Below are 20,686 nucleotides of genomic sequence, written 5' to 3' on the forward strand. Positions count from 1 at the left end.
CTTGCTCCCGCTCGGGGGCGCAGCCGCCGCAAGTCCACTGCACTCGGTGTGTCTGAAAAAACCGGTTTGCCGGGTTTAGGTCTGCTGCGCAGCCCAGCGGGAGCAAGCTCCCTCGCCACAGGGGATGTGTTGGAGTCTGGGAGTGGTGGGCTCTGCTTCGGTCTTCGCTGTTCAGTGCTCGGGCTCCCTTGCCACACGGATGAGGTGCAGCTGTGGGTCCTTGGGAGAAGTGTCTCGTGAGTAAATTGCCTTATGCCTGGGCCAAGGCGCAGCGGATTCTGCTGCGTGACGATGTGCTGACGGTGTGCCCGTCGACGCCCGGTTGGTCGATCAGTGAAGTGCGCCGGCAGTTCGGTGCGACCCAGGTCGAGCGGGTGCGCGATGATGAGCTCGACGGTTTGCTCGCCAGCGCTTACGCCGACACCGGCAGTGCGGCGGCGGTGGTCGGCGCGGCCGAGAACGAGGTCGATCTCGATCGGCTAATGCAGGACATGCCGGAAATCACCGACCTGCTCGACACCCAGGACGGCGCGCCGGTGATTCGCATGATCAACGCCTTGCTCACCCAGGCCGCGCGCGACGAGGCCAGCGACATTCACATCGAGCCGTTCGAAACTCATTCGGTGGTGCGCTACCGCGTCGACGGCACCCTGCGCGATGTGGTCTCGCCGCGCAAGGCGTTGCACGGTGCGCTGGTGTCGCGGATCAAGATCATGGCCCAGCTCGACATCGCTGAAAAACGCTTGCCGCAGGACGGTCGCATCGCTTTGCGCGTAGCGGGGCGGCCGATCGATATTCGCGTTTCAACGGTGCCCACCGGCCACGGCGAACGTGTGGTGATGCGCCTGCTCGACAAACAGGCCGGGCGCTTGCAGCTGGAAACCCTCGGCATGGACGCACAGGTGCTGGCCAGACTCGACCACCTGATCCGCCAGCCCCACGGTATCGTGCTGGTCACCGGGCCGACCGGCAGCGGCAAGACCACCAGCCTCTACGCGGCGCTGGCGCGACTGGATGCGAGCACCAGCAACATCCTCACCGTAGAAGATCCGGTGGAATACGACCTGCCGGGGATCAGCCAGATTCAGGTCAACGCCAAGATCGACATGACCTTTGCCCTCGCGTTGCGGGCGATTCTGCGCCAGGACCCGGACATCATCATGATCGGCGAGATCCGCGATCTCGAGACCGCGCAAATCGCCGTGCAGGCCTCGCTCACCGGGCATCTGGTGCTGGCGACGCTGCACACCAACGACGCGGTGTCGGCGGTCAATCGTCTGATCGACATGGGTGTCGAACCGTTTTTGCTCGCGTCATCAATGCTTGGCGTCCTCGCGCAACGTTTGGTGCGGCGCCTGTGCAATCAGTGCAAACAGGAAGACCCGGCCACCCCCGGCACCTGGCGCCCGGTCGGCTGCGCAGCGTGCAATCAAACCGGTTACAGCGGCCGCACCGGCATTCACGAATTGTTCTGCATCGACGACGACATCCGCACGCTGATCCACCAAGGGGCAGGGGAGCAGGCCCTGCGCGCGGCGGCTTCGAAAGCGGGGATGTTCAGCCTGCGTGAGGACGGTGAGCGCTGGATTCGCAGTGGTGCCACCGCGCCGGAAGAAATCCTTCGTGTGACACGGGACGCCTGATGAATCGCTATCGTTTTGAAGCGGCGGATGCCGCGGGAAAAATCGAGTCCGGGCACCTTGAGGCGGACAGCCAGAGTGCTGCGTTCAGTGCCTTGCGCGGGCGCGGTTTGACGGCGCTGTCGGTGCACGAGGAAAGCAACGTCGCCCGACACGGTGGCGGTGGTTTGTTCAGCGCCAAACTCTCCGACAACGACCTCGCCTGGGCCACGCGGCAACTGGCGAGCCTGCTCGGCGCCAGCCTGCCATTGGAAGCAGCGCTGAGCGCCACGGTCGAACAGGCCGAGAAGAAACACATCGCCCAGACCCTCAGCGCCGTACGCGCCGATGTGCGCAGCGGCATGCGTCTGGCTGAATCGCTGGCGTCGCGGCCACGGGATTTTCCCGAGATCTACCGCGCGCTGATTGCCGCCGGCGAAGAGTCCGGCGATCTGGCCCAGGTGATGGAACGCCTGGCCGATTACATCGAGGAACGCAACAACCTGCGCGGCAAGATTCTTACTGCGTTCATCTATCCCGGTGTGGTCGGGCTGGTATCGATCGGCATTGTGATTTTCCTCCTCAGCTACGTGGTGCCGCAGGTGGTCAGTGCTTTTTCCCAGGCGCGGCAGGATTTACCCGGTTTGACGCTGGCGATGCTCACAGCGAGTGATTTCATTCGCGCTTGGGGCTGGTTGTGCGCAGCGGTCATGGCCGGGGCGTTCTGGAGTTGGCGTTTGTACTTGCGCAATCCGGCAGCGCGGTTGAGCTGGCATCACCGGGTGCTGAAATTGCCGCTGTTCGGGCGTTTCATACTCGGCCTGAACACCGCGCGATTCGCATCTACGCTGGCAATTCTCGGCGGCGCCGGGGTGCCGCTGTTGCGCGCACTGGAAGCGGCACGGCAGACCCTGTCCAACGACCGCTTGAGCCTGAGCGTCAGCGAGGCCACGGCGAAAGTGCGCGAAGGCGTCAACCTCGCCGCCGCGTTGCGGGTGGAGAATGTGTTCCCGCCGGTGCTGATTCACCTGATCGCCAGCGGCGAGAAAACCGGCTCGCTGCCGCCAATGCTCGAGCGCGCGGCGCAGACCCTGTCGCGGGATATCGAACGACGGGCGATGGGCATGACCGCGTTGCTCGAGCCGCTGATGATTGTGGTGATGGGCGGGGTGGTGCTGGTGATTGTGATGGCGGTGTTGTTGCCGATTATTGAGATCAACCAACTTGTGCAATAGGCAGAATCGGTTGTGGCTGGACTGGCCCTATCGCGAGCAGGCTCACTCCTACAATTTGGAAAGCGTTCCCCTGTAGGAGCGAGCCTGCTCGCGAAAGCGCCAGTAGCGACAGCAAAAAACTCAAATATTTTTCACCAGCCTCAGCACCACCCGAGCGCCAATCCGACCATCCTCGGGTTCTCCATTCTGTCATCTGCAACCACCCGCCACCGCCTCCAGCCCGATTCAGCCAAACCCGCGATCCAGACGCCCCGCGATACCCCGCAAACACCCGAGAAATCCGCACAAAAATCCCCGCGCAGCTCCCGAGGTTTTTTCCTTTATCTGTCACCGGAAGCTGCGAATTTCTCCCTGCGGCTCCACCACGGTGGACCCTCCCGGTGTCATGCAAGCCTTCCGAAACCTGTGTTCCAAACCAAGTTGAAAAGGAGATTCTTCATGTTCAAGCGCACTCTGATCGCCGCCTCACTGACCGTCGCCGCTCTGGCTTCCGCCCAGGCCATGGCCGCCAACGTTACCGGTGGTGGCGCGACGCTGCCTGCCGCGCTGTACAAAGGTTCTGCCAACAGCATCCTCCCAGCCAACTTCAGCTACCTGGGCACCGGTAGCGGCACTGGCAAGAGCGCTTTCCTGACCAACAACTCGGCACTGTTCAACACCACCGGCACCGTGCACTTCGCCGGTAGCGATTCGGTACTGAGCACCGCTGAGCTGACCACTTACACCACCAACTTCGGCACTGCGTACGGCCCGCTGATCCAGCTGCCATCGGTAGCCACTTCGGTTGCCGTGCCCTACAAAAAGTCCGGTCAGACCGCTTTGAACCTGACCAGCGCGCAACTGTGCGACGCGTTCTCCGGCACCAAGACCACTTGGGGTCAATTGCTCGGCACCGCTGACACCACGCCGATCCGCATCGTTTACCGCAGCACTTCCAGCGGCACCACGGAAATCTTCAGCCGTCACCTGGCGTCGATCTGCCCAACCAAGTTCGCCACCAACTCGACGTTCACCAATGCGCGCCTGCCAGCCGGTTCTGCATTGCCTTCGAACTGGGTAGGCGTTGCCGATACCGCCAACGTAGCGCCAACCGTAAACCTGGTTGACGGTTCGCTCGGTTATGTCGGTCCGGACGGTGTTGCCGCCGCCAACAACGCGGTGGTTGCCCGCGTCAACGGCGTACAGCCAACTCAGGCCAACGTAACGGCGGCGCTGTCGACCGCCGCTCTGCCGACTGATCCGACCAAACCTGAGCAGTGGGCTCCGGTGGTCGCCAACCCGGCCAGCGGTTACCCGATCTCCGCCTACACCAACCTGATCCTGGGTCAGTGCTACAAGGATGCGACTGTGGCCGCTGACGTCAAAGCGTTCCTGACCACCCACTACAGCGTGCCGGGCAACGCCGCCGCAACCCTCGCGCACGGCTTCAGCATCGTGCCAACCAACTGGAAGAACGCGATTACCGCCAACTTCGTCAGCAACACTTCGGGCAACAAGCTGGACATCAACAACGCTAGCGTGTGCAACGCCATCGGCCGCCCATAAGCCTGCGGTTTCACCCGGCAACACGAATGGCAGCCCGTTTTCGGGCTGCCATTTTTTTTGCCTTGGGGCGCCGTTACTCCTCATTCATGAAGTTTGTGTGACATCTGTTCGGTCGTGGCCGGCGACAACCGCCTACGTCCTGACAGCAGGTTGTTGCCGATCTGCGGCTTATCAGAAAAGGATCTTGTCGTGATGCTTGCTCGCCCGTCCCGTCGTCGTAACAACGCCCCCTCGTCCCAACGAGAAACCGCTGACCCGGCGCTGTGGCTGCTCAAGCCGCTGGCGCAGGCTGTGGCGTTGTGTCTGGTGGCTGGCAGCGCGCACGCACAAACGGCATTCAGCTCGGGCTGGTTTGCCGCCAAGGGTGCCGCCCAGCAAAGCGCAGCGGCGCGACCGAATGCGGGCGGGTTGCCGGGCATGGCGCCGCCGCTGGCACAGCAGCAGAAAGCCACTCAGCAGTTGCAACGCTCGATTCAGACGTTGAACAACACGGTGGCCGCGATCGCCGCGCAACAGGCTGCGCAGGCGGCCGGTCGGGCGACTGCGTTGGGTTCGGTGCAGTTCGTCCCGGACGGTCTCGGCGAGGGCGGTCTGAAGGTCGACAACAGCCTGACGCAGGGTTGGCAGAACGCCAAAGGCCCGCAGCAGACCCAGGCTGATGGCAAGACCCAAGTGCGTATCGAGCAGACGGCGGACAAGGCGATTCTCAATTGGGAAACCTTCAACGTCGGCCGTAACACCACCGTCGAATTTGCCCAGCAGGCGAATTGGGCGGTTCTGAACCGGGTCAACGATCCGACGGCGCGGCCGAGTCAGATTCAGGGCCAGATCAAGGGCGACGGCACGGTGATGCTGATCAACCGCAACGGCATCGTTTTCAGCGGCAGCAGCCAGGTCAACGTACGCAATCTGGTCGCCGCCGCTGCCAATATCACCGACATTCAATTTAGCGAGCGTGGGCTGTATGTCGACAGCAGCGCCAGTCAACCGACCTTCACTGATGCCGCCGGCAAGGTACTGGTAGAGCGCGGCGCCACGATTGCAACCCACAAGCCCGGCAAGTCCACCGATGCCGGCGGCTATGCCTTGCTGCTCGGCAACGAAGTGCAGAACGACGGCAGCATCAGCACCGCCAAAGGCCAGACCGTGCTTGGCGCGGGCGATCGTTTTTATATCCGCAAAGGCTCGGGTACCGAGGGCAACGGTTTTTCCACGACGTTCGGTAACGAGGTGGTTCCCGGCTTCAACGCCGATTCCGCCGCCGGCAAAGTCAGTAACCAGGGCTTGATTCAGGCAGCAACCGGCGACATCACCCTGACCGGGCATGACGTGCAGCAAAACGGCGTGGCGCTGGCCAGCACTTCGGTGGCCACGCGCGGCACCGTGCATTTGCTCAACCCGGCAAGTGACAGCACCGGCAGTGTCACGCTGGGGCAGGGCAGTGCCACGGCCATTCTGCTCGACAGCAGTGACCTGACGGCGCTCGACAGCCAGCACCAGGCGGCGCTGACCGGGGTCAACGCCAACAACAGAATCCGCAGCGATCAGTCGCGCATCGACATTCAGAGTGGCGGCAGCGTCGAGTTCCAGCAGGGTTCGATCACCCTCGCGACCGGTGGTCAGGTCGCGGTGACAGCGGGGCGTCGCAGCGTGGTGCGCGACGGCGCGATGATCGATGTGTCGGGGGCCATTGGCGTGAAAGTCGCGATGGAAAACAACAGCATCAAGATCAACGTGCAAGGCAACGAGCAGCGTGATGCGTCGGTCAATCGGGAAAAAGGTGCGCTCAACAGCAACGATATCTGGGTCGACGTGCGTGAACTGGTGCATGTGCCGGCCGGCACCAATGGTTATGCCACGGATCGCTGGTACACGGCGGGCGGATTGCTTGAGGTGGGCGGCTACCTTGGCACCCAGGGTCATGGCATCGGCGAGTGGATGGCGCAGGGCGGTACGCTGAGCTTCGCTGGCAATGATGTGGTCACCGAGAAAGGTTCGCTGATCAATCTGTCGGGCGGCACGCTCGATGTGCAAAGCGGCGAGATTCGCCAGAGCTGGCTGCGCGGCGCGGATGGCAAGTTGTACGAGGTGTCCCGCGCACCGGGAGACCTGCTCTACACCGGGTTGTACAAAGGCTACGAGGACAGCAGCGCACGCTGGGGCCAAAGCCACTATTACTACAGCCCGTTGATCGCGCCGGGCAGTCGTCGGGAATCCGGCTACACCGTGGGCCGCGATGCCGGTCAGTTGGTGATTGCCACCGGTAATGCCGTACTTGAGGGGCAGATGCTCGGTGAGGTCTATCAGGGCGAGCGCCAGACCCAGGCACCGCGTGCGGTCGTCGATGGCTACGCGCAGAGCCAGACCGCGCTGGCCCGGCGTGGGCAATTGATCGTCGGCAGTTATGAGCCGGCGTATATCGCGTCGGCCGGGGGCTTGTTGTACAGCCTCAACCCGTTGCTCGATCAGGTGCAGCTCGGCGGCGAGCGCCCGGTCGATGCCGGTGATACCGGACTTGCCGGGGCGGTTGCCGAGGCGCGCCAGGGCAAGTTGTATCTAGACACCGCGCAGCTCGACAGCTGGCGTCCGGGGGCAGTGAAAATTGCTGCGAGAGACCGCATCGAGGTCAACGATGCACTCAGCGTGGATGCCGGTGGCGACATCACCCTGTACGCTCCGGATGTGCAGGTCAACGCCGACCTGACCGCGCGCGGCGGCAGCCTGCAACTGGGCAACGTGCTCAATCAACTGTTGTCGACCACCCGCACCGACACGCTGATCACCGCGCAAGCGGGCAAGCCGACGCGAGTTTCGCTCGGCGACGGCGTGCGCCTCGACACCCGCGGGCTGTGGAGCAACCTGCGCACCAACCCGGATGACAGCGCCAGCCTGGCCTATGTGAACGCTGGCCGCGTCGCGATACGCAGCAGTGGTGATATCGAGATCGGCAGTGGCAGCCTGCTCGACGCGTCTTCCGGCGGTGCGGTGTTGGTCAACGGCAAGACACGCGGCGGCAAGGGCGGGGATGTGACGCTGGAGTCCAACGCCATCACCGCCCCGGGCGCCACGCATCTGCGTCTCGACGGCGACATTCGTGGTTATGGCGTGACGGGCGGCGGCACCTTGACGATTCAGGCCGGCAAAGTGCTGATCGGCCAGACCGACCAGGCGCTGGCCGATGACACGCTGCAATTGAATTCGAATCTGTTCAACAAAGGTTTCGCCGCTTACAGCGTCATCGGTCTGAAGGGGCTGGACCTTGCCGACGGTGCGGCGCTCGATGTAACGATGCCGGTGTACCGCTTTGCCGAGGCGGCTGCCAGCCAGGCCAGCGGTGCCGATCCGCGCTCGGCACTGCAATTGTGGACCCCGGACTTGTACCAGCAGGATCCGCTCAAGGGCGTGCTGACCCAGCGCGCGGGCGCCAGTCTTGCGTTGCAGGCCGGCGCCAGCCGGATCGGGTTGATCGACCCGACTACCAGCACCCTGACGCTGGGCCAGCGCTCGCGGATCACTGTCGACCCCGGCCAGCGCATCGACCTGCGCGGCGGCGGGCAAATCACCGTCAACGGCGAACTGAATGCCTGGGGCGGCTCCATCGACATTCGCCAGCAGCAGTTTGCCGCGATCAACCCGGCAACCTTCGGCGACAACCTTGGCCCGCAGGCTCATGATCGCTCGATCTGGATCGGTGAACAGGCAGTGCTCGATGTTGCCGGTCGATCGGCTACGGCCAGCGATGTGCTGGGGCGTACCTACGGCAAGGTCGACAAGGGCGGCAGCATCGTCATTGGCGGCGAGATCAATGCGCAACAGGCCACGGCGACGGCGGCGGATGCCTACATCATTGTGCGCGAGGGCGCGCGGCTGGAGGCGAGCGGCACCGAGGCGGTGATCGATGTCGTGGGGCAAGGTCAGACCCGAGTCGCCAGCGACGGTGGCCGGATCAGTCTGAGTTCCTACAACGGTATGTACATCGATGGTCAGCTTCAGGCTGCGGCGGGTGGTGCAACGGCTGCAGGCGGGCAGTTGGAGATTGCGCTGGATACGCCGCTGTACCTGCTGTCGGCAGCGCAGAACACGGTGCGCCGTCCGCGTGAAATCGTCATCGGTCAGCAAGCGCAGGCCGCGTTGCTGCCGGATGATTTGCAGCCAGGCGCTGCCGATGACGGCTTGCATTATGGCCAGGCGCGTCTGAGCGCCGATCGCTTGATGTCCGGCGGTTTCGACAATCTGAGTCTGTTCAGCAACGGCCTGTTGTCATTCGATGGCGATGTCGATCTGCACATGAAGCAGAGCCTGAATGTGTACGCCGGTGCGTTGTCGCTGGCAGAAAATTCGCCGGACGCCTCACGTATCAATCTAACGGCGCCGTACATTCGCCTGTCCGGCATCGGCACGTATTTTTCCATCCCCGGTTCGATTCGTCCGCAAGTGCTCAACAGCCCGACCCCGGCGTTGTCGTCCGCGCAGTTCACGGCGTCGGCGGATTTGCTCGATGTGGCCAACAGCCTGTCTTTCGGCGCCAAGGGCTCGATCGCGCAATTGAATGCGTCGGCCAGCGAGGTCAGCCGACGCGGCTTCGAACAGGTGACGCTGGACAGCCGTGGCGACCTGCGTTTCCTCGCGCCGGCCGACAAAGGCAAAACGCAGTTGTGGACGGCGGGCGACTTGAATCTCACGGCAGCGCAGATCTATCCCGCCAGCGGCGTTACCGCCGAAGTGCGCGTCGGCTATCAGGACGGCACTGACGACCCGGTGCACACCCTGCGCGTCGCTCAGAACGGGCCGGCACCGGTCGCGCTGCCTTACTCGGTGTTTGGCAGCCTGTCGCTGATCGCCGGCCACATCGAGCAGGGCGGCACGCTACGCGCACCACTTGGCGCGATCAGCCTGGGCGATGATATTTTCACCAAGACCCGCGAGCTGAACCTGCTGCCGGGCAGTGTTACATCGGTCAGCGGCGCCGGTCTGCTCATGCCTTATGGCGGCACCACCGATGGCATCGACTATCGCTATGACGGCGCGTCGGTGGTGTTCCAGGGCATCGCCGGTGGGCCCGCAGGCGTCACGCTGAAATCGCAATATGTCGATGTGCAGAACGGCGCGGTTATCGATCTGTCCGGTGGTGGTGATCTGCGCGGCGCCGGGTTTGTCTCGGGACGCGGCGGTTCCACCGATGCCCGTTTCAACCCACTGGTGCGCAATGCCGCCGACGGCACTTTCAGTCTGCCGGGGCTGGCCAGCAATCCGGTCTATGCGATCGTGCCGGGCAACCAGAGCGCCTACGCGCCGATGTTGGGGGAGGCGGGTGCGGTCGATCCGCGTATTGGCCAGCAGGTGACGATTGGCGTCGGCGTGCCGGGCCTGGCGGCTGGTACTTACACGCTGCTGCCCTCGACCTTTGCCTTGCTGCCCGGCGCGTTTCGGGTCGAGGTCAATGGTCAGGTTGCGCAAAGTCTCACGGGCGCCGCGCAGCAAATGCGCAACGGCTCATGGAGCAGTGCCGGGCAGATGTCGATCGCCAACACCGGCGTGCGCGACAGTATCGCCAGCCAGCTCATCATCACTTCGGCCGACGTGCTGCGCCGTTATTCGCAGTACAACGAAACCAGCTTCACCGACTTCGTGCGCAGTGACGCCGCGCGGCGTGGCGTGCCGCGAGCGCTGGCGCCGATGGACGGCAAAACCCTCAACCTGCTATTGCTTCAGGGCGGCGAGCGCGACAGTGCCGTGGATTTCAATGGCCAGGTCCTGTTCAAGCCGACTGCAGGCGGCATGACCGGTGGCGCGGTGGTTCGCGGCGGCGCAGACGAGATTGAAGTGCTCGGTGCCGGACACCAGCGCAGCGCCGGTTTCAACGGCGTGTCGTTGTATGCCGAGACCCTGAACAGACTCAATGCCGGGCGCTTGACCCTCGGTGCACAGCCAACCGTGCAGTACGCCACGGCTGGCAATATCATCTCGTTCGAGGGCGCGATGTCGGCGATCACCTTGCGCGAAGGGGCGATTCTGTCGGCCCCCGAGGTGGTCTTGCGGACCAACACAGCGCGCGGTGGCATCACGGTGGAAGCCGGCGGCGGGATCAACACGCTCGGCCGTGGTGAGGTGTCGTACGACTCTTCGGCCGGCTATATCTATCAGCCGGGCGCGGCGAGCCTGTTGCTCGCGTCCAACGGCTGGACCAATGTCCTTGCGCCGGAAGTGAACGACAGCACGGCGGCCGGGACAATTCGCATCGGCACTTGCCTGGCGCAGGTGTGCAAGGCGCCGGCGCTGCTGTATTCGGCCGGTAGCATCACCGCCGCCACTGACAAACAGTTCGAACTCGGCGAGTCGGTACGCTTCGGCACCCGCCACCTGACCCTGGCCGTGGGCAATGTGAATGCCGGCAGTGCCCAGGCGCTGGCCGCAGCGGGCGAGCGCGTGCCGGCGGGGCTGACCCTCAGTCAGAACGTGCTCGACCGGCTGCTGCAGGGCGACACGCAGTACGGCGCTCCCGCACTGGAAACCCTGAGCCTGACCGCCCGCGACGCTTTCAATTTCTTCGGCAGTCTGTCCCTCGATACGCTGGACCGGCAGACCGGCCAGAGCCGATTGCAGAATCTGATTCTGACCACGCCGGCCATTTACGGTCAGGGCGAGGCTACTGACGTGGCCACCCTCCGTACTGCCCGGCTCACCTGGAACGGCGCCCCGCAGCGTCCCGGCAGTGTCGTCAGCCTGGGGGCTGGCACCGGGGCGGGCACACTGGACATCCAGGCGCAGCGCATCGAATTCGGTTACGGCCCGAACCCGCAAGCCAGCGGCCTGGATCAGAACGATCGCCTCGCGCTGGGGTTTGCCAACGTCAACCTGAGCGCCAGCGAGCGCATCACCGCCAACCATAAGGGCAGCCTCGCGGTATATCAGCAACAGGGCGCGTACGACCCGGTCAACGGCTACGCCTACAGCGGCGGCAATCTGACCCTGCGCACGCCTTTGCTCACGGGCGAAGCGGCTTCGGTCAACGCCTTCAGGGCCGGCAACGATTTGCTCCTGACCGGTAGCGGCGGCCAGGCATCGGCCGATGCGCTGGGCGCCGAGCTGACGCTCGCGGCGCGCAATGTCGTGATCGATGGGCGCATCGCTTTGGCCAGCGGCAAATTGACAGTCAAGGCAGAGGACGACCTGACGCTGACCAGCAACGCACGGCTGGATCTGGCCGGTCGCACGTTGGTCTTCAACGATGTCAACAAATACAGCTGGGGCGGTGATGTGGCGTTGTTCAGCCACAATGGCAATATCCGCCAGGCCGCTGGCTCGCGAATCGATCTGTCGGCGCAGAACCATCAGGCGGGCAGCCTCAGCGCAGTGGCGCTGGCGGCCGACGCCGGGGTAGTCGACCTGCAAGGCGAGATCCTTGGCGCCAGCGGCGGTTATTACGACGCCGGCGGCACGCTGGTGCCGTACAAGGCCGGCGGCGTGGATATCCGGGCGCAAAGCCTGGGCGGCGAGCTGAGCGAGCAATTCGCCGCGCTCAACCAGCGCTTGAACGCCGGCAAAGTGTTCGGCAGCCGCAGCTTCCAGCTCAAGCAAGGTGATCTGCTGATTGGCGATGGACTCAGGGCCGGTGAGGTCAATGTCTCGGTGGACAATGGCAGCCTCACCGTGGCCGGCGTGATTGACGCCAGTGGCGAGCGGGTTGGCAACATTCGTCTGTCGGCGAAAAACGGTCTGACAGTCGCCGGCAATGCGCTGCTCGATGCTCACGGCCGGGTGCTGCGGGTCGACAGCTACGGCAAGATCATCGACGCACCGAACCGCGCCATGGTCGAACTCAACGCCGGGGACGGCTCGCTGACTCTCGCTTCCGGTGCCCGTATCGATCTGCGCCACGGCACCGATGCGCCGGTCGGCAATCTGCCAGGGCAGAACGATGGTCTGCCGCGCGGCACGCTTGAACTCAATGCGCCGCGTCTGGGCAGCAACGACATCGCCATCGACGCCAGCGGTACGCTGACCGTGCAAGGCGCACGCTCCATCGGTCTCAACGGTGTGCGCCGCTACAGCGATGCCCGCGACGGCGTTGATCCGGCCGCCAGTGGCCGGCCATATCAAGTGATCGATCAGGCGCTGTTCGATCGCATCGATGTCGACAGCACCTACTTCATTGATGCCGCGCTGGCCAATTCGGATCTGCTGCAACGCAAACTCGCCGGCCTGAACAATTCCACCTATGCCGATGCGTTCCATCTGCGTCCGGGGGTCGAGATCGTCAGCAACCGCAGCGATGGCGATCTGCTGGTTGAGGGTGATATCGACCTGTCACGTTATCGCTATGCGAGCCTCAATCCGCACACGCAGAAGACCGCGGTTTACGGCTCCGGCGAATCCGGCAGCCTGGTCATGCGCGCCGGTGGCAATCTCGATATCCACGGCAGTCTCAACGACGGTTTCGCGCCGCCGCCGGAAACGGTCGATGACGCCGGCTGGAAGCTGCTGCCGGGGGTACAGCCGTTTGGCGGCGACCTGATCGTGCCCGGCAGCGGCGTGACCCTGGCCGAAGGTACGCAATTTCCCTCGGGCACGACACTGAACTACGACCTGCCGATTCAGGCCAGCACGTTAGCCAGCGGCACAGTGCTGCCCACTGACGGGACGCTGGCCGAGGCTTACACAATCAGCGCCGGAACCGTGCTGGCGGGGGCGATCCACGATGCGTCGGGCAATTTGTTGTACGCCGCCGGCACCTTGCTGCGCGACAGCGTCAGTCTGCCTGCCGGCAGTCGCCTGGGCGCCGGCACTCGCTTGAGCAACGCCACGGCGCTGCAAGCGATGCTCTGGCCCAAGGGTGTGCCACTGCCCGGCGCGCTGGGTGTCGACAACACCACCGTCGGCGTCAAGTTGAGCGGCGCCCTGGCGCTGTTGCGCGGGTCGCTGATTCCGTCGATGACCGACGTGGTCCTGGCCGACGGCACTGCGTTTATCGAGCTGCGTGGTTACAGTAACGCCACCCAGCAGGGCAGCAACTGGGCGGTGGCGAGCCTGTTGCCATCGGGCAGTGCCTCGTGGTCGATGCGCGTGGTGGCCGGCGCCGATCTGGCGGCGGCCGATACCCGCGCGGTGAAACCGTTGACCAGCGACGGTGATCTGCGTCTGGCCGACACCCATTACGGTTTGAAAGTCGTCGAGAAACAACTCGATACCGTCTGGGCTGAGGGCAACCCTATGGGTTACCCGGCGGGCGATGTGGTCAGCGCCGACGACCTGTACCTGTGCGATATCCTGCCGGGCGCCTGCATCGCACCGGCGAAGTTCCTCTGGGCCCCGGACAACATCGCCGGCATGCCGGCGGGTACGCCGGTCACCGATGACGAGATGTTCTGGTGCGACGCCGATCCTGCGTCCTGCACGCCAAACAAGGGCGGCATCACGGTTTCTCCGCACACGCAGATGTTCAGCGTGCTGCGCACCGGCACTGGCGATCTCGACCTGCTGGCGGCCGGCAATCTGAGCATGGACTCGCCGTTCGGTGTGTACACCGCCGGCACCCAGGCCAGCGATGTCGATCCGCGTTTCAATCAGCCGCGCGGCCGCCTGACTGACAACGGCAGCGTATTGGGCAGCGGCGGCGCCGACTATGAAAAGTGGGTGGATGGCGGTGCCGACAGTCTCTACCAGGCCTGGTATCCGACGCTTGGCGGCAATCTCACTGTCCATGCCGGCGGGTCGCTTTCCGGCGATACGGTTGGCCGTCGCGCCGTCAACTCGCAAGCCGACCTTCGCGAACAGGTCGCCAGTGTCTCGGTGGGCAACTGGCTGTGGCGCCAGGGCAGTGGCAACGCTGAGGTGCCCACCGCGTGGTGGATCAATTTCGGCAGCTATGCGACCCAACCGCTGCCGGATCAAAGTGTCGATACCGGGCCTTATCTGGTGGGCTTCACCGGATTTGGCACGCTGGGTGGCGGCAATATCAGCCTGCGCGCCGGTGGCGATGCCGGCATGCTCAAGACGCTCGGCGACACGCAGTTCAATCCGCGCAGTCAGGGCTTGATCATTGCGGTGGGCAGTACCGGGCGAGTCGCCAGCGACGGCAGCCTGCAACTGACCGGCGGCGGCGACATGGACATTCGCATCGGCGGTACGCTCAACCCATCGTTGCAGGCTCGGGCAGGGCAGAACGGCATTTCGGTACCGCGCCATGACCTGCAAGGCGCATTGATCAACCTGCGTGGTGCGGCCGAGATGAGCAGTGCCGCGCTGGGCGGCATCAACTTGCAGTACGGCGCGTCAGCCGCCCTGCAGGACCCGCGCGAAGTACGTGCCTACGATCCGTTCACGGCAACGGTTGGCAATGCCGGCGGAGGCCTGGCGCTGATCCCCGGCGACTCGGGGATGCGTTTGAGCACACGCGGCGATCTGGTGTTGGGTGGCGCGGCGGATCCAGGTCGGGTGCGCTTGCAGAACTCCACGCCGTTCACCGATCGTGACGGCGTCGAGCATGCCGGCGGCGGCTTGAGCAGTTTTTCGCTGTGGACCGATCACACCGCCATCGAGCTGTTTTCCGCAGGCGGCAATCTCGCGCCAAGTACCCAGATGGCCGAGTTCTACAACGGCCAATTGGTCACCGGCAGCAACACGGCGCCGACGGATGGCCGCTTTGTCTATCCGTCGATCCTGCGCGCAGTCGCGGCACAGGGTTCGATCTATGCCGGCCCGTCCGCCGCCTACAATCAGGCGAGCGCCTATCCATTGCTCGCATATTCGCTGCTGTTGGCGCCGTCCAACCGAGGGCAGCTGGAGCTGCTGGCCGGTGACTCGATCTATGCCGGCGGCTATGCCATCAATCAGTCCGGGGCGAACTTGTCGGCCATTGCTACACCGTTTGCTCCAGCCTTCAACGGTTTTGCCAGCAGTACCTCCGGCAGGCCACTTGTGAGCAACTACAGCAGCGATGGCACGCAGGCCAATAAAAATCTGCGTTACCCGCTGTTTGCCTTCGGTGCAGACACGTATTCCTCCTCCAGCGCAGTGCAGGCGCCGGCGCGTTTCTATGCATTGAGTGGTGATCTGGTGGGTGTTCGCAGTGGCGAGACGCTGAGCTTTTCACCGTCGAACCAGACCTGGTACGAAGCCGCCGGCCCGGTGTGGATGCTGGCAGGGCGCGACATTGTCGCCTCCGGCACTTTCCTCGGCCAGCCATCGACCGTGGCCGATGATATTGGCAGCGGCGCCAATGCGGCGACGTCTACCGGTAATCTGTTCATCCATAACGATCCCCGGGATGTGTCACGGGTCTCAGCGGGCCGGGACATTCTTTACAGCAGCTTTGACATCGCCGGTCCCGGCCTGCTGGACATCAATGCCGGGCGCAACATTCTCATGGAGGACCGCGCCAGTGTGACCAGCCTCGGGCCGATTGCCGCAGGCGATAACCGACCGGGCGCCAGTGTTGTGCTGCAAGCAGGCGCGGGCGTGCAGGGACCGGATTATTCACGCTTCATCGCGCGGTACCTGAACCCGCAAAACGTCGCGGACTCCGCTGTGGCCCTCAGCGCGCAACCGGGCAAAGTGGTCAAGACCTACGTCGAAGAACTGCAGAGCTGGCTGAGCCTGGGTTATGGCTTCAAGGGTAGCGATGAGCAGGCGCAAGCCTTCTACGCCACACTGCCGAGTACCGAGCAGGCGATCTTCGCCCGCCAGGTGTACTTCGCCGAACTGCGCGCCGGTGGCCTGGAATACACCGATGCCGATGGCCCGCGCACCGGCAGTTACCTGCGCGGTCGCAACGCCATTGCGGCGCTGTTCCCGACCACCGATGTGGCCGGTAATCCAATCCGCTACGACGGCGATATCACCCTGTACGGCGGCGCCGGGGTCAAGACGCTGTTTGGCGGCGATATCCAGATGCTCACGCCGGGCGGTGGCCAGGTGTTCGGCATCGAAGGCGCGGCGCCGCCGTCGACAGCGGGGATCATCACCCAGGGCTCGGGCGACATTCAGTTGTACTCGCAGGGCAGCATTCTGCTCGGTCAGAGCCGGATCATGACCACCTTCGGCGGCTCGATTCTCGGCTGGTCCGCCGAGGGCGACATCAACGCCGGTCGCGGCTCGAAAACCACCGTGGTCTACACACCGCCAAAACGTGTGTACGACACCTGGGGCAACGTCACGCTGTCGCCGTCGGTGCCGAGCACTGGCGCCGGTATCGCCACGCTCAACCCGATCGCCGAGGTGGCACCGGGCAACATCGACCTGATCGCGCCACTGGGTACCATCGATGCCGGCGAGGCGGGGATTCGCGTCTCCGGCAACGTCAACATCGCCGCGCTGACGGTGGTCAACGCCGCGAACATTTCCGTGCAAGGCAAGGCGACCGGCGTGCCAGTGGTGTCGGCGGTCAACACCGGCGCAATTACCTCGGCCAGTTCGGCGGCTACCTCGGCGACCCAAGCTGCGGAAGACGTCGCCCGTCAGCAACAGGCAGCGGCGCGGCAGAACCAGGCCTCGGTGTTCACTGTGCAGGTGCTCAGCTTCGGCAATGAGCAACTGGCACCAACGCGCGATGGTGCCAGCCGAGCGCCGACGACGGGCTACAACCCGGACAGCCCGGTGCAGGTACTCGGCGCCGGGGCGCTTGATGAACAGGCGAAGCAGCAGCTGACCGAGGAGGAGCGTGGTCAGTTGACGTTGTAAAAGGACTCTCGTGTAGTACGTTTGGGCGGCCGGTTGGCCGCCTTTTTTTATGAGTGGTTATGGATATTTTTTACGGGCGTGCAATACGGTCAGAATATTGATCTGGTCTGTCACCCGATAGACCAGTAAATAATTCGAGTTAATGACCATTTCGCGAGTGCCCGGTATTCGGCCTGAGCGGAAACCATGCGGTATCCAGGAAAGCCTTCGCGCTGCCGCGCTGAGCTTTTGGTGCAGTGCAAGTGAAGCGACAGTGTTGCGTTGTTCAACGTATTCGATGATGTCAGCCAGATCTCCAAGAGCCGGTTTGCTCCAGTTAACCGGCAGCGCGTCGATTCTTGCGCCTCTCTTCCAGCATCTGGCCTAGCAGCACCATTGCCTCGTCGTGGGGAACAGGCGGGCGTGGATCATCAAGTGCGGCTTGTACCTTGGCCCGATACCAACGGTCATAGCTCGCAGCCTCTTCTTCGGTTTCGAAGTCTGAAACGATAAGTGAAAGTTCAGCGCTCATCATGACCTCCATGATCAATGTGAAGCAGTCTAAGGGGGATGTGGCTCGTTGTCGTCACTGGCAGGACGAGGGACTCATCATCTCCAAACAGACGATTCAAATCTGTCAGACGCTTCGCTTGTGATGCACGTGAAGTCGATCAGGGGTGTAGTTCGATTCTGTAGGAAATCAGTTTTTGGCGATCGGGCTGACAGCTTCCAAATATGGCTCGGCGCCAACCCATGTCCTCATGTTGTCTTCGGCGGCTCGATTCTCGGCTCCTACCCCGAGGGCGGCCAGTTGGCCGCCTTTTTTAGAGTGAATGGGTTCGGGGATATTTTTGTCGAGCGTGAAGTACCCTCAGAATTTGGATACCCCGTTCACCCGATAAACCAGAAGATAGTTAGGATGGATCACCATTTCGCGAGTGCCAGGCACCCGATCGGATCGGTAGCCGTAGGGGATGGAAGAAAGTTTTTGCGCTGCGGCTCCGGCTTTGCGTCGCAATGAAACCGATGCACCGGAATTGTATTGGTCGATGTACTCAAAGATGTCAGCCAGTTGACGAATAGCCTTGTAGCTCCATTTAACCTGCAGCGCGGCGCTTCCTGCGGTTTTTTTCAATCATCTGGTCGAGCATCACCATGGCTTCCGCATGGGGAACGCCCGGATGCGGATCATCAAGTGCTTCCTGGACCTGCGCACGAAACCAAAGGTCGTAATCCGCAGCCTCTTCTTCGGTTTCGAAGTCTGAAACGATAAGTGAAAGTTCAGCGCTCATCATGACCTCCATGATCAATGTGAAGCAGTCTTAGGGGATGTGGGCTCGTTGTCGTCACTGGCGGGACGAGGGACTCATCATCTCCAAACAGACGATGCAAATCTGTCAGACGCTTCGCTTGTGATGCACGTGAAGTCGATCAGGGGTGTAGTTCGATTCTGTAGGAAATCAGCTTTCGGTCATTGGGCTGACAGCCGCCGCTCAAAGCAGCGGCCACAGCCACGCCGCAGTCAATTACCGTCCGCCACCTTGCGCTCGATCTCGTCGACCTTACGCTGCAATTCTTCGGCCTCCTGTTCTTTGACCCGAGTGGAGGAAGGCGTGATGACCTTGTCCACGCCTTCGGTTTTGCCGTCGCGGTCCTGCAGGTCGCGTTCGACCACGTTCACCGGTTTGCCGCTGGCATCGGTGGGTGGGGCGTTGGGGGTTTTGTCGTCGTTGGGGTTCATGGCGCTGGCCTCCTGTGGGTGTTCACATTGGAGACAGCGCGGCGCCAGACGTTCGAATTTTTTCAGGGCCACGGCCCTCTCCAGCAGGAGAGGGCACAGTGGCGATTTTCAGTCCTTGAGAATGTCGCGGTCCTTGGTTTCCGGGAGGAAGAACGTGCCGAGTATCGCCGTCGCCACTGCAATGACGATCGGGTACCACAACCCGTAGTAGATATCGCCGGTGGCCGCGACCATGGCGAAGGCCACGGTCGGCAGGAAGCCACCGAACCAGCCGTTGCCGATGTGGTAGGGCAGCGACATCGAGGTGTAGCGGATGCGCGTCGGGAACAGTTCGACCAGCCACGCGGCGATCGGGCCGTACACCATGGTCACGTAGATCACCAGCACGGTCAGCAGGAGCAGCATCATCGGGTAGTTGATTTTCGCCGGGTCGGCTTTTTCCGGGTAACCGGCGTCTTTCAGCGCCGCGGCGAGGTTGGCGGTGAAGGCGTCGTTGCGGGTCTTGAAGTCGGCGGCGGGGAGGGCGCTGCCTTCGAAGCTCTCGACCACGCGGTCACCGATGCGCACCTGCGCGACCGTGTTCGGTTCGGCGGCGACGTTCTCGTACGGGATCGCGCGTTTCGCCAGCAGGGTTTTCGCCAGGTCGCAGGAACTGGTGAATTTGGCCTTGCCGACCGGATCAAACTGGAACGAACACTGATCAGGGTTGGCGATCACTTTGACCGGATTTTTCTCCTGGGCGACGAACACGTCCGGGTTGCCGTACTGGGTCAGCGCATGAAAGATCGGAAAGTAGGTCAGTGCCGCCAGTAGGCATCCGGCCATGATGATCGGCTTGCGCCCGATGCGATCGGACAGGCTGCCGAAGATCACGAAGAACGGTGTGCCGATCAACAGCGAACCGGCGATCAGCAGGTTGGCGGTCTGCGCGTCGATCTTCAGGGTTTGCAACAGGAAGAACAGCGCATAGAACTGCCCGGTGTACCAGACCACCGCTTGCCCGGCGGTACCGCCAAGCAGCGACATGATCACCACTTTGAGGTTGTCCCAACGCGCAAAGGATTCGGTCAGCGGCGCCTTCGAGGCCTTGCCTTCGTCCTTCAGTTTCTGGAACACCGGTGACTCGCTCAGTTGCAGGCGGATGTACACCGACACGGCCAGCAGAATGATCGACAGCAGAAACGGAATCCGCCAGCCCCACGCCTCGAACGCTTCGGTGCCCAGCGCCGTGCGGCAGGCGAGAATCACCAGCAGCGACATGAACAGACCGAGGGTGGCAGTGGTTTGAATCCACGAAGTGAAAAAGCCGCGCCGGTTGCGTGGTGCATGCTCGGCCACGTAGGTCGCGGCCCCGCCGTATTCCCCGCCCAGCGCCAGACCTTGCAGCAGACGCAGGGTGATCAGGATGACCGGTGCGGCAACGCCGATGGTCGCATAGCCGGGCAGCAGACCGACGATCGCCGTCGACACCCCCATGATCACGATGGTGATCAAGAACGTGTGCTTGCGCCCGATCATGTCGCCGAGTCGCCCGAAGACGATCGCGCCGAACGGCCGCACTGCAAACCCGGCGGCGAACGCCAGCAGGGCAAAGATGAATGCAGTGGTTTCGTTGACACCGGCGAAGAAGTGCTTGGCGATGATTGCCGCCAGTGAGCCGTAGAGGTAAAAGTCGTACCACTCGAAAACCGTGCCCAGCGAGGAAGCGAAGATGACCTTGCGCTCCTCCCTGGTGATGCCGCCGCTGCGGGGCGGTGTGCCGGTGGATGCTGTGTCGATTGTGGCCATGGGTGTTCTCCGTCGTGCTTATTGTTGTAGGCCGGAGTCCCCCGTTACTGCCTGTCGCACTCTGGCCCGTTGGCATCTGCCGCCGTTGCTCTAGCGTGAAG

10 protein-coding genes are annotated in these 20,686 nt (G+C 63.2%); 4 read left to right on the plus strand and 6 right to left on the minus strand.

Annotated elements, in window-relative coordinates:
- The first annotated feature begins 236 nt into the window (after positions 1-236).
- The 4 genes from gspE (at position 237) to DCO47_RS07360 (ending at position 17,077) form a co-directional block, all read left to right on the plus strand.
- Positions 237-1,643 carry a type II secretion system ATPase GspE gene (gene gspE, locus DCO47_RS07345; protein ID WP_116657812.1) on the plus strand — a complete coding sequence of 469 codons (1,407 nt, stop codon included), beginning with the start codon at positions 237-239 and terminating at the stop codon, positions 1,641-1,643.
- Positions 1,643-2,854 carry a type II secretion system inner membrane protein GspF gene (gene gspF, locus DCO47_RS07350; RefSeq protein ID WP_116657813.1) on the plus strand — a complete coding sequence of 404 codons (1,212 nt, stop codon included), beginning with the start codon at positions 1,643-1,645 and terminating at the stop codon, positions 2,852-2,854. Before gspE ends, gspF begins: the two co-directional genes overlap by 1 nt.
- A 438-nt stretch (positions 2,855-3,292) precedes the next feature.
- The gene (locus DCO47_RS07355) at positions 3,293-4,399 is read left to right on the plus strand and encodes a substrate-binding domain-containing protein (protein WP_064362798.1); all 1,107 of its coding nucleotides are present in this window, start codon (positions 3,293-3,295) and stop codon (positions 4,397-4,399) included.
- Between the two features lie 192 nt (positions 4,400-4,591).
- The gene (locus tag DCO47_RS07360; RefSeq protein ID WP_116657814.1) at positions 4,592-17,077 is read left to right on the plus strand and encodes a filamentous haemagglutinin family protein; all 12,486 of its coding nucleotides are present in this window, start codon (positions 4,592-4,594) and stop codon (positions 17,075-17,077) included.
- A 57-nt stretch (positions 17,078-17,134) separates the two neighbouring features.
- Here the strand turns inward: DCO47_RS07360 and DCO47_RS07365 are convergent, their stop codons facing one another.
- The 6 genes from DCO47_RS07365 to DCO47_RS07390 all read right to left on the minus strand — a co-directional run bounded on the left by DCO47_RS07365 (position 17,135) and on the right by DCO47_RS07390 (position 20,585).
- Positions 17,135-17,413: a type II toxin-antitoxin system RelE/ParE family toxin gene (locus DCO47_RS07365; protein ID WP_317615025.1), complete on the minus strand. Its 279-nt coding sequence runs from the start codon at positions 17,411-17,413 to the stop codon at positions 17,135-17,137.
- The gene (locus DCO47_RS07370; RefSeq protein ID WP_042606822.1) at positions 17,394-17,588 is read right to left on the minus strand and encodes a hypothetical protein; all 195 of its coding nucleotides are present in this window, start codon (positions 17,586-17,588) and stop codon (positions 17,394-17,396) included. Before DCO47_RS07370 ends, DCO47_RS07365 begins: the two co-directional genes overlap by 20 nt.
- A 339-nt stretch (positions 17,589-17,927) precedes the next feature.
- The gene (locus DCO47_RS07375) at positions 17,928-18,191 is read right to left on the minus strand and encodes a type II toxin-antitoxin system RelE/ParE family toxin (RefSeq protein ID WP_256590095.1); all 264 of its coding nucleotides are present in this window, start codon (positions 18,189-18,191) and stop codon (positions 17,928-17,930) included.
- The gene (locus tag DCO47_RS07380) at positions 18,154-18,348 is read right to left on the minus strand and encodes a stability determinant (protein ID WP_116657815.1); all 195 of its coding nucleotides are present in this window, start codon (positions 18,346-18,348) and stop codon (positions 18,154-18,156) included. The genes DCO47_RS07375 and DCO47_RS07380 overlap by 38 nt, the downstream gene beginning before the upstream one ends.
- 230 nt (positions 18,349-18,578) lie before the next feature.
- Positions 18,579-18,797: a hypothetical protein gene (locus DCO47_RS07385; protein WP_042606898.1), complete on the minus strand. Its 219-nt coding sequence runs from the start codon at positions 18,795-18,797 to the stop codon at positions 18,579-18,581.
- 108 nt (positions 18,798-18,905) lie between these two features.
- Positions 18,906-20,585, minus strand: a complete 1,680-nt coding sequence (locus DCO47_RS07390; protein ID WP_116657816.1) for an MFS transporter — start codon at positions 20,583-20,585, stop codon at positions 18,906-18,908.
- Between the last annotated feature and the right edge of the window lie 101 nt (positions 20,586-20,686).

The organism is Pseudomonas sp. NDM (assembly GCF_003105095.1).
Lineage (GTDB): Bacteria > Pseudomonadota > Gammaproteobacteria > Pseudomonadales > Pseudomonadaceae > Aquipseudomonas > Aquipseudomonas moraviensis_A.

Coding starts and splice junctions, on each gene's coding strand:
- gspF (WP_116657813.1), top strand. CDS start 1,643: ATGAATCGCTATCGTTTTGAAGCGGCGGATGCCGCGGGAAAAATCGAG.
- DCO47_RS07355 (WP_064362798.1), top strand. CDS start 3,293: ATGTTCAAGCGCACTCTGATCGCCGCCTCACTGACCGTCGCCGCTCTG.
- DCO47_RS07360 (WP_116657814.1), top strand. CDS start 4,592: ATGCTTGCTCGCCCGTCCCGTCGTCGTAACAACGCCCCCTCGTCCCAA.
- DCO47_RS07370 (WP_042606822.1), bottom strand. CDS start 17,588: ATGAGCGCTGAACTTTCACTTATCGTTTCAGACTTCGAAACCGAAGAA.
- DCO47_RS07380 (WP_116657815.1), bottom strand. CDS start 18,348: ATGAGCGCTGAACTTTCACTTATCGTTTCAGACTTCGAAACCGAAGAA.
- DCO47_RS07385 (WP_042606898.1), bottom strand. CDS start 18,797: ATGAACCCCAACGACGACAAAACCCCCAACGCCCCACCCACCGATGCC.
- DCO47_RS07390 (WP_116657816.1), bottom strand. CDS start 20,585: ATGGCCACAATCGACACAGCATCCACCGGCACACCGCCCCGCAGCGGC.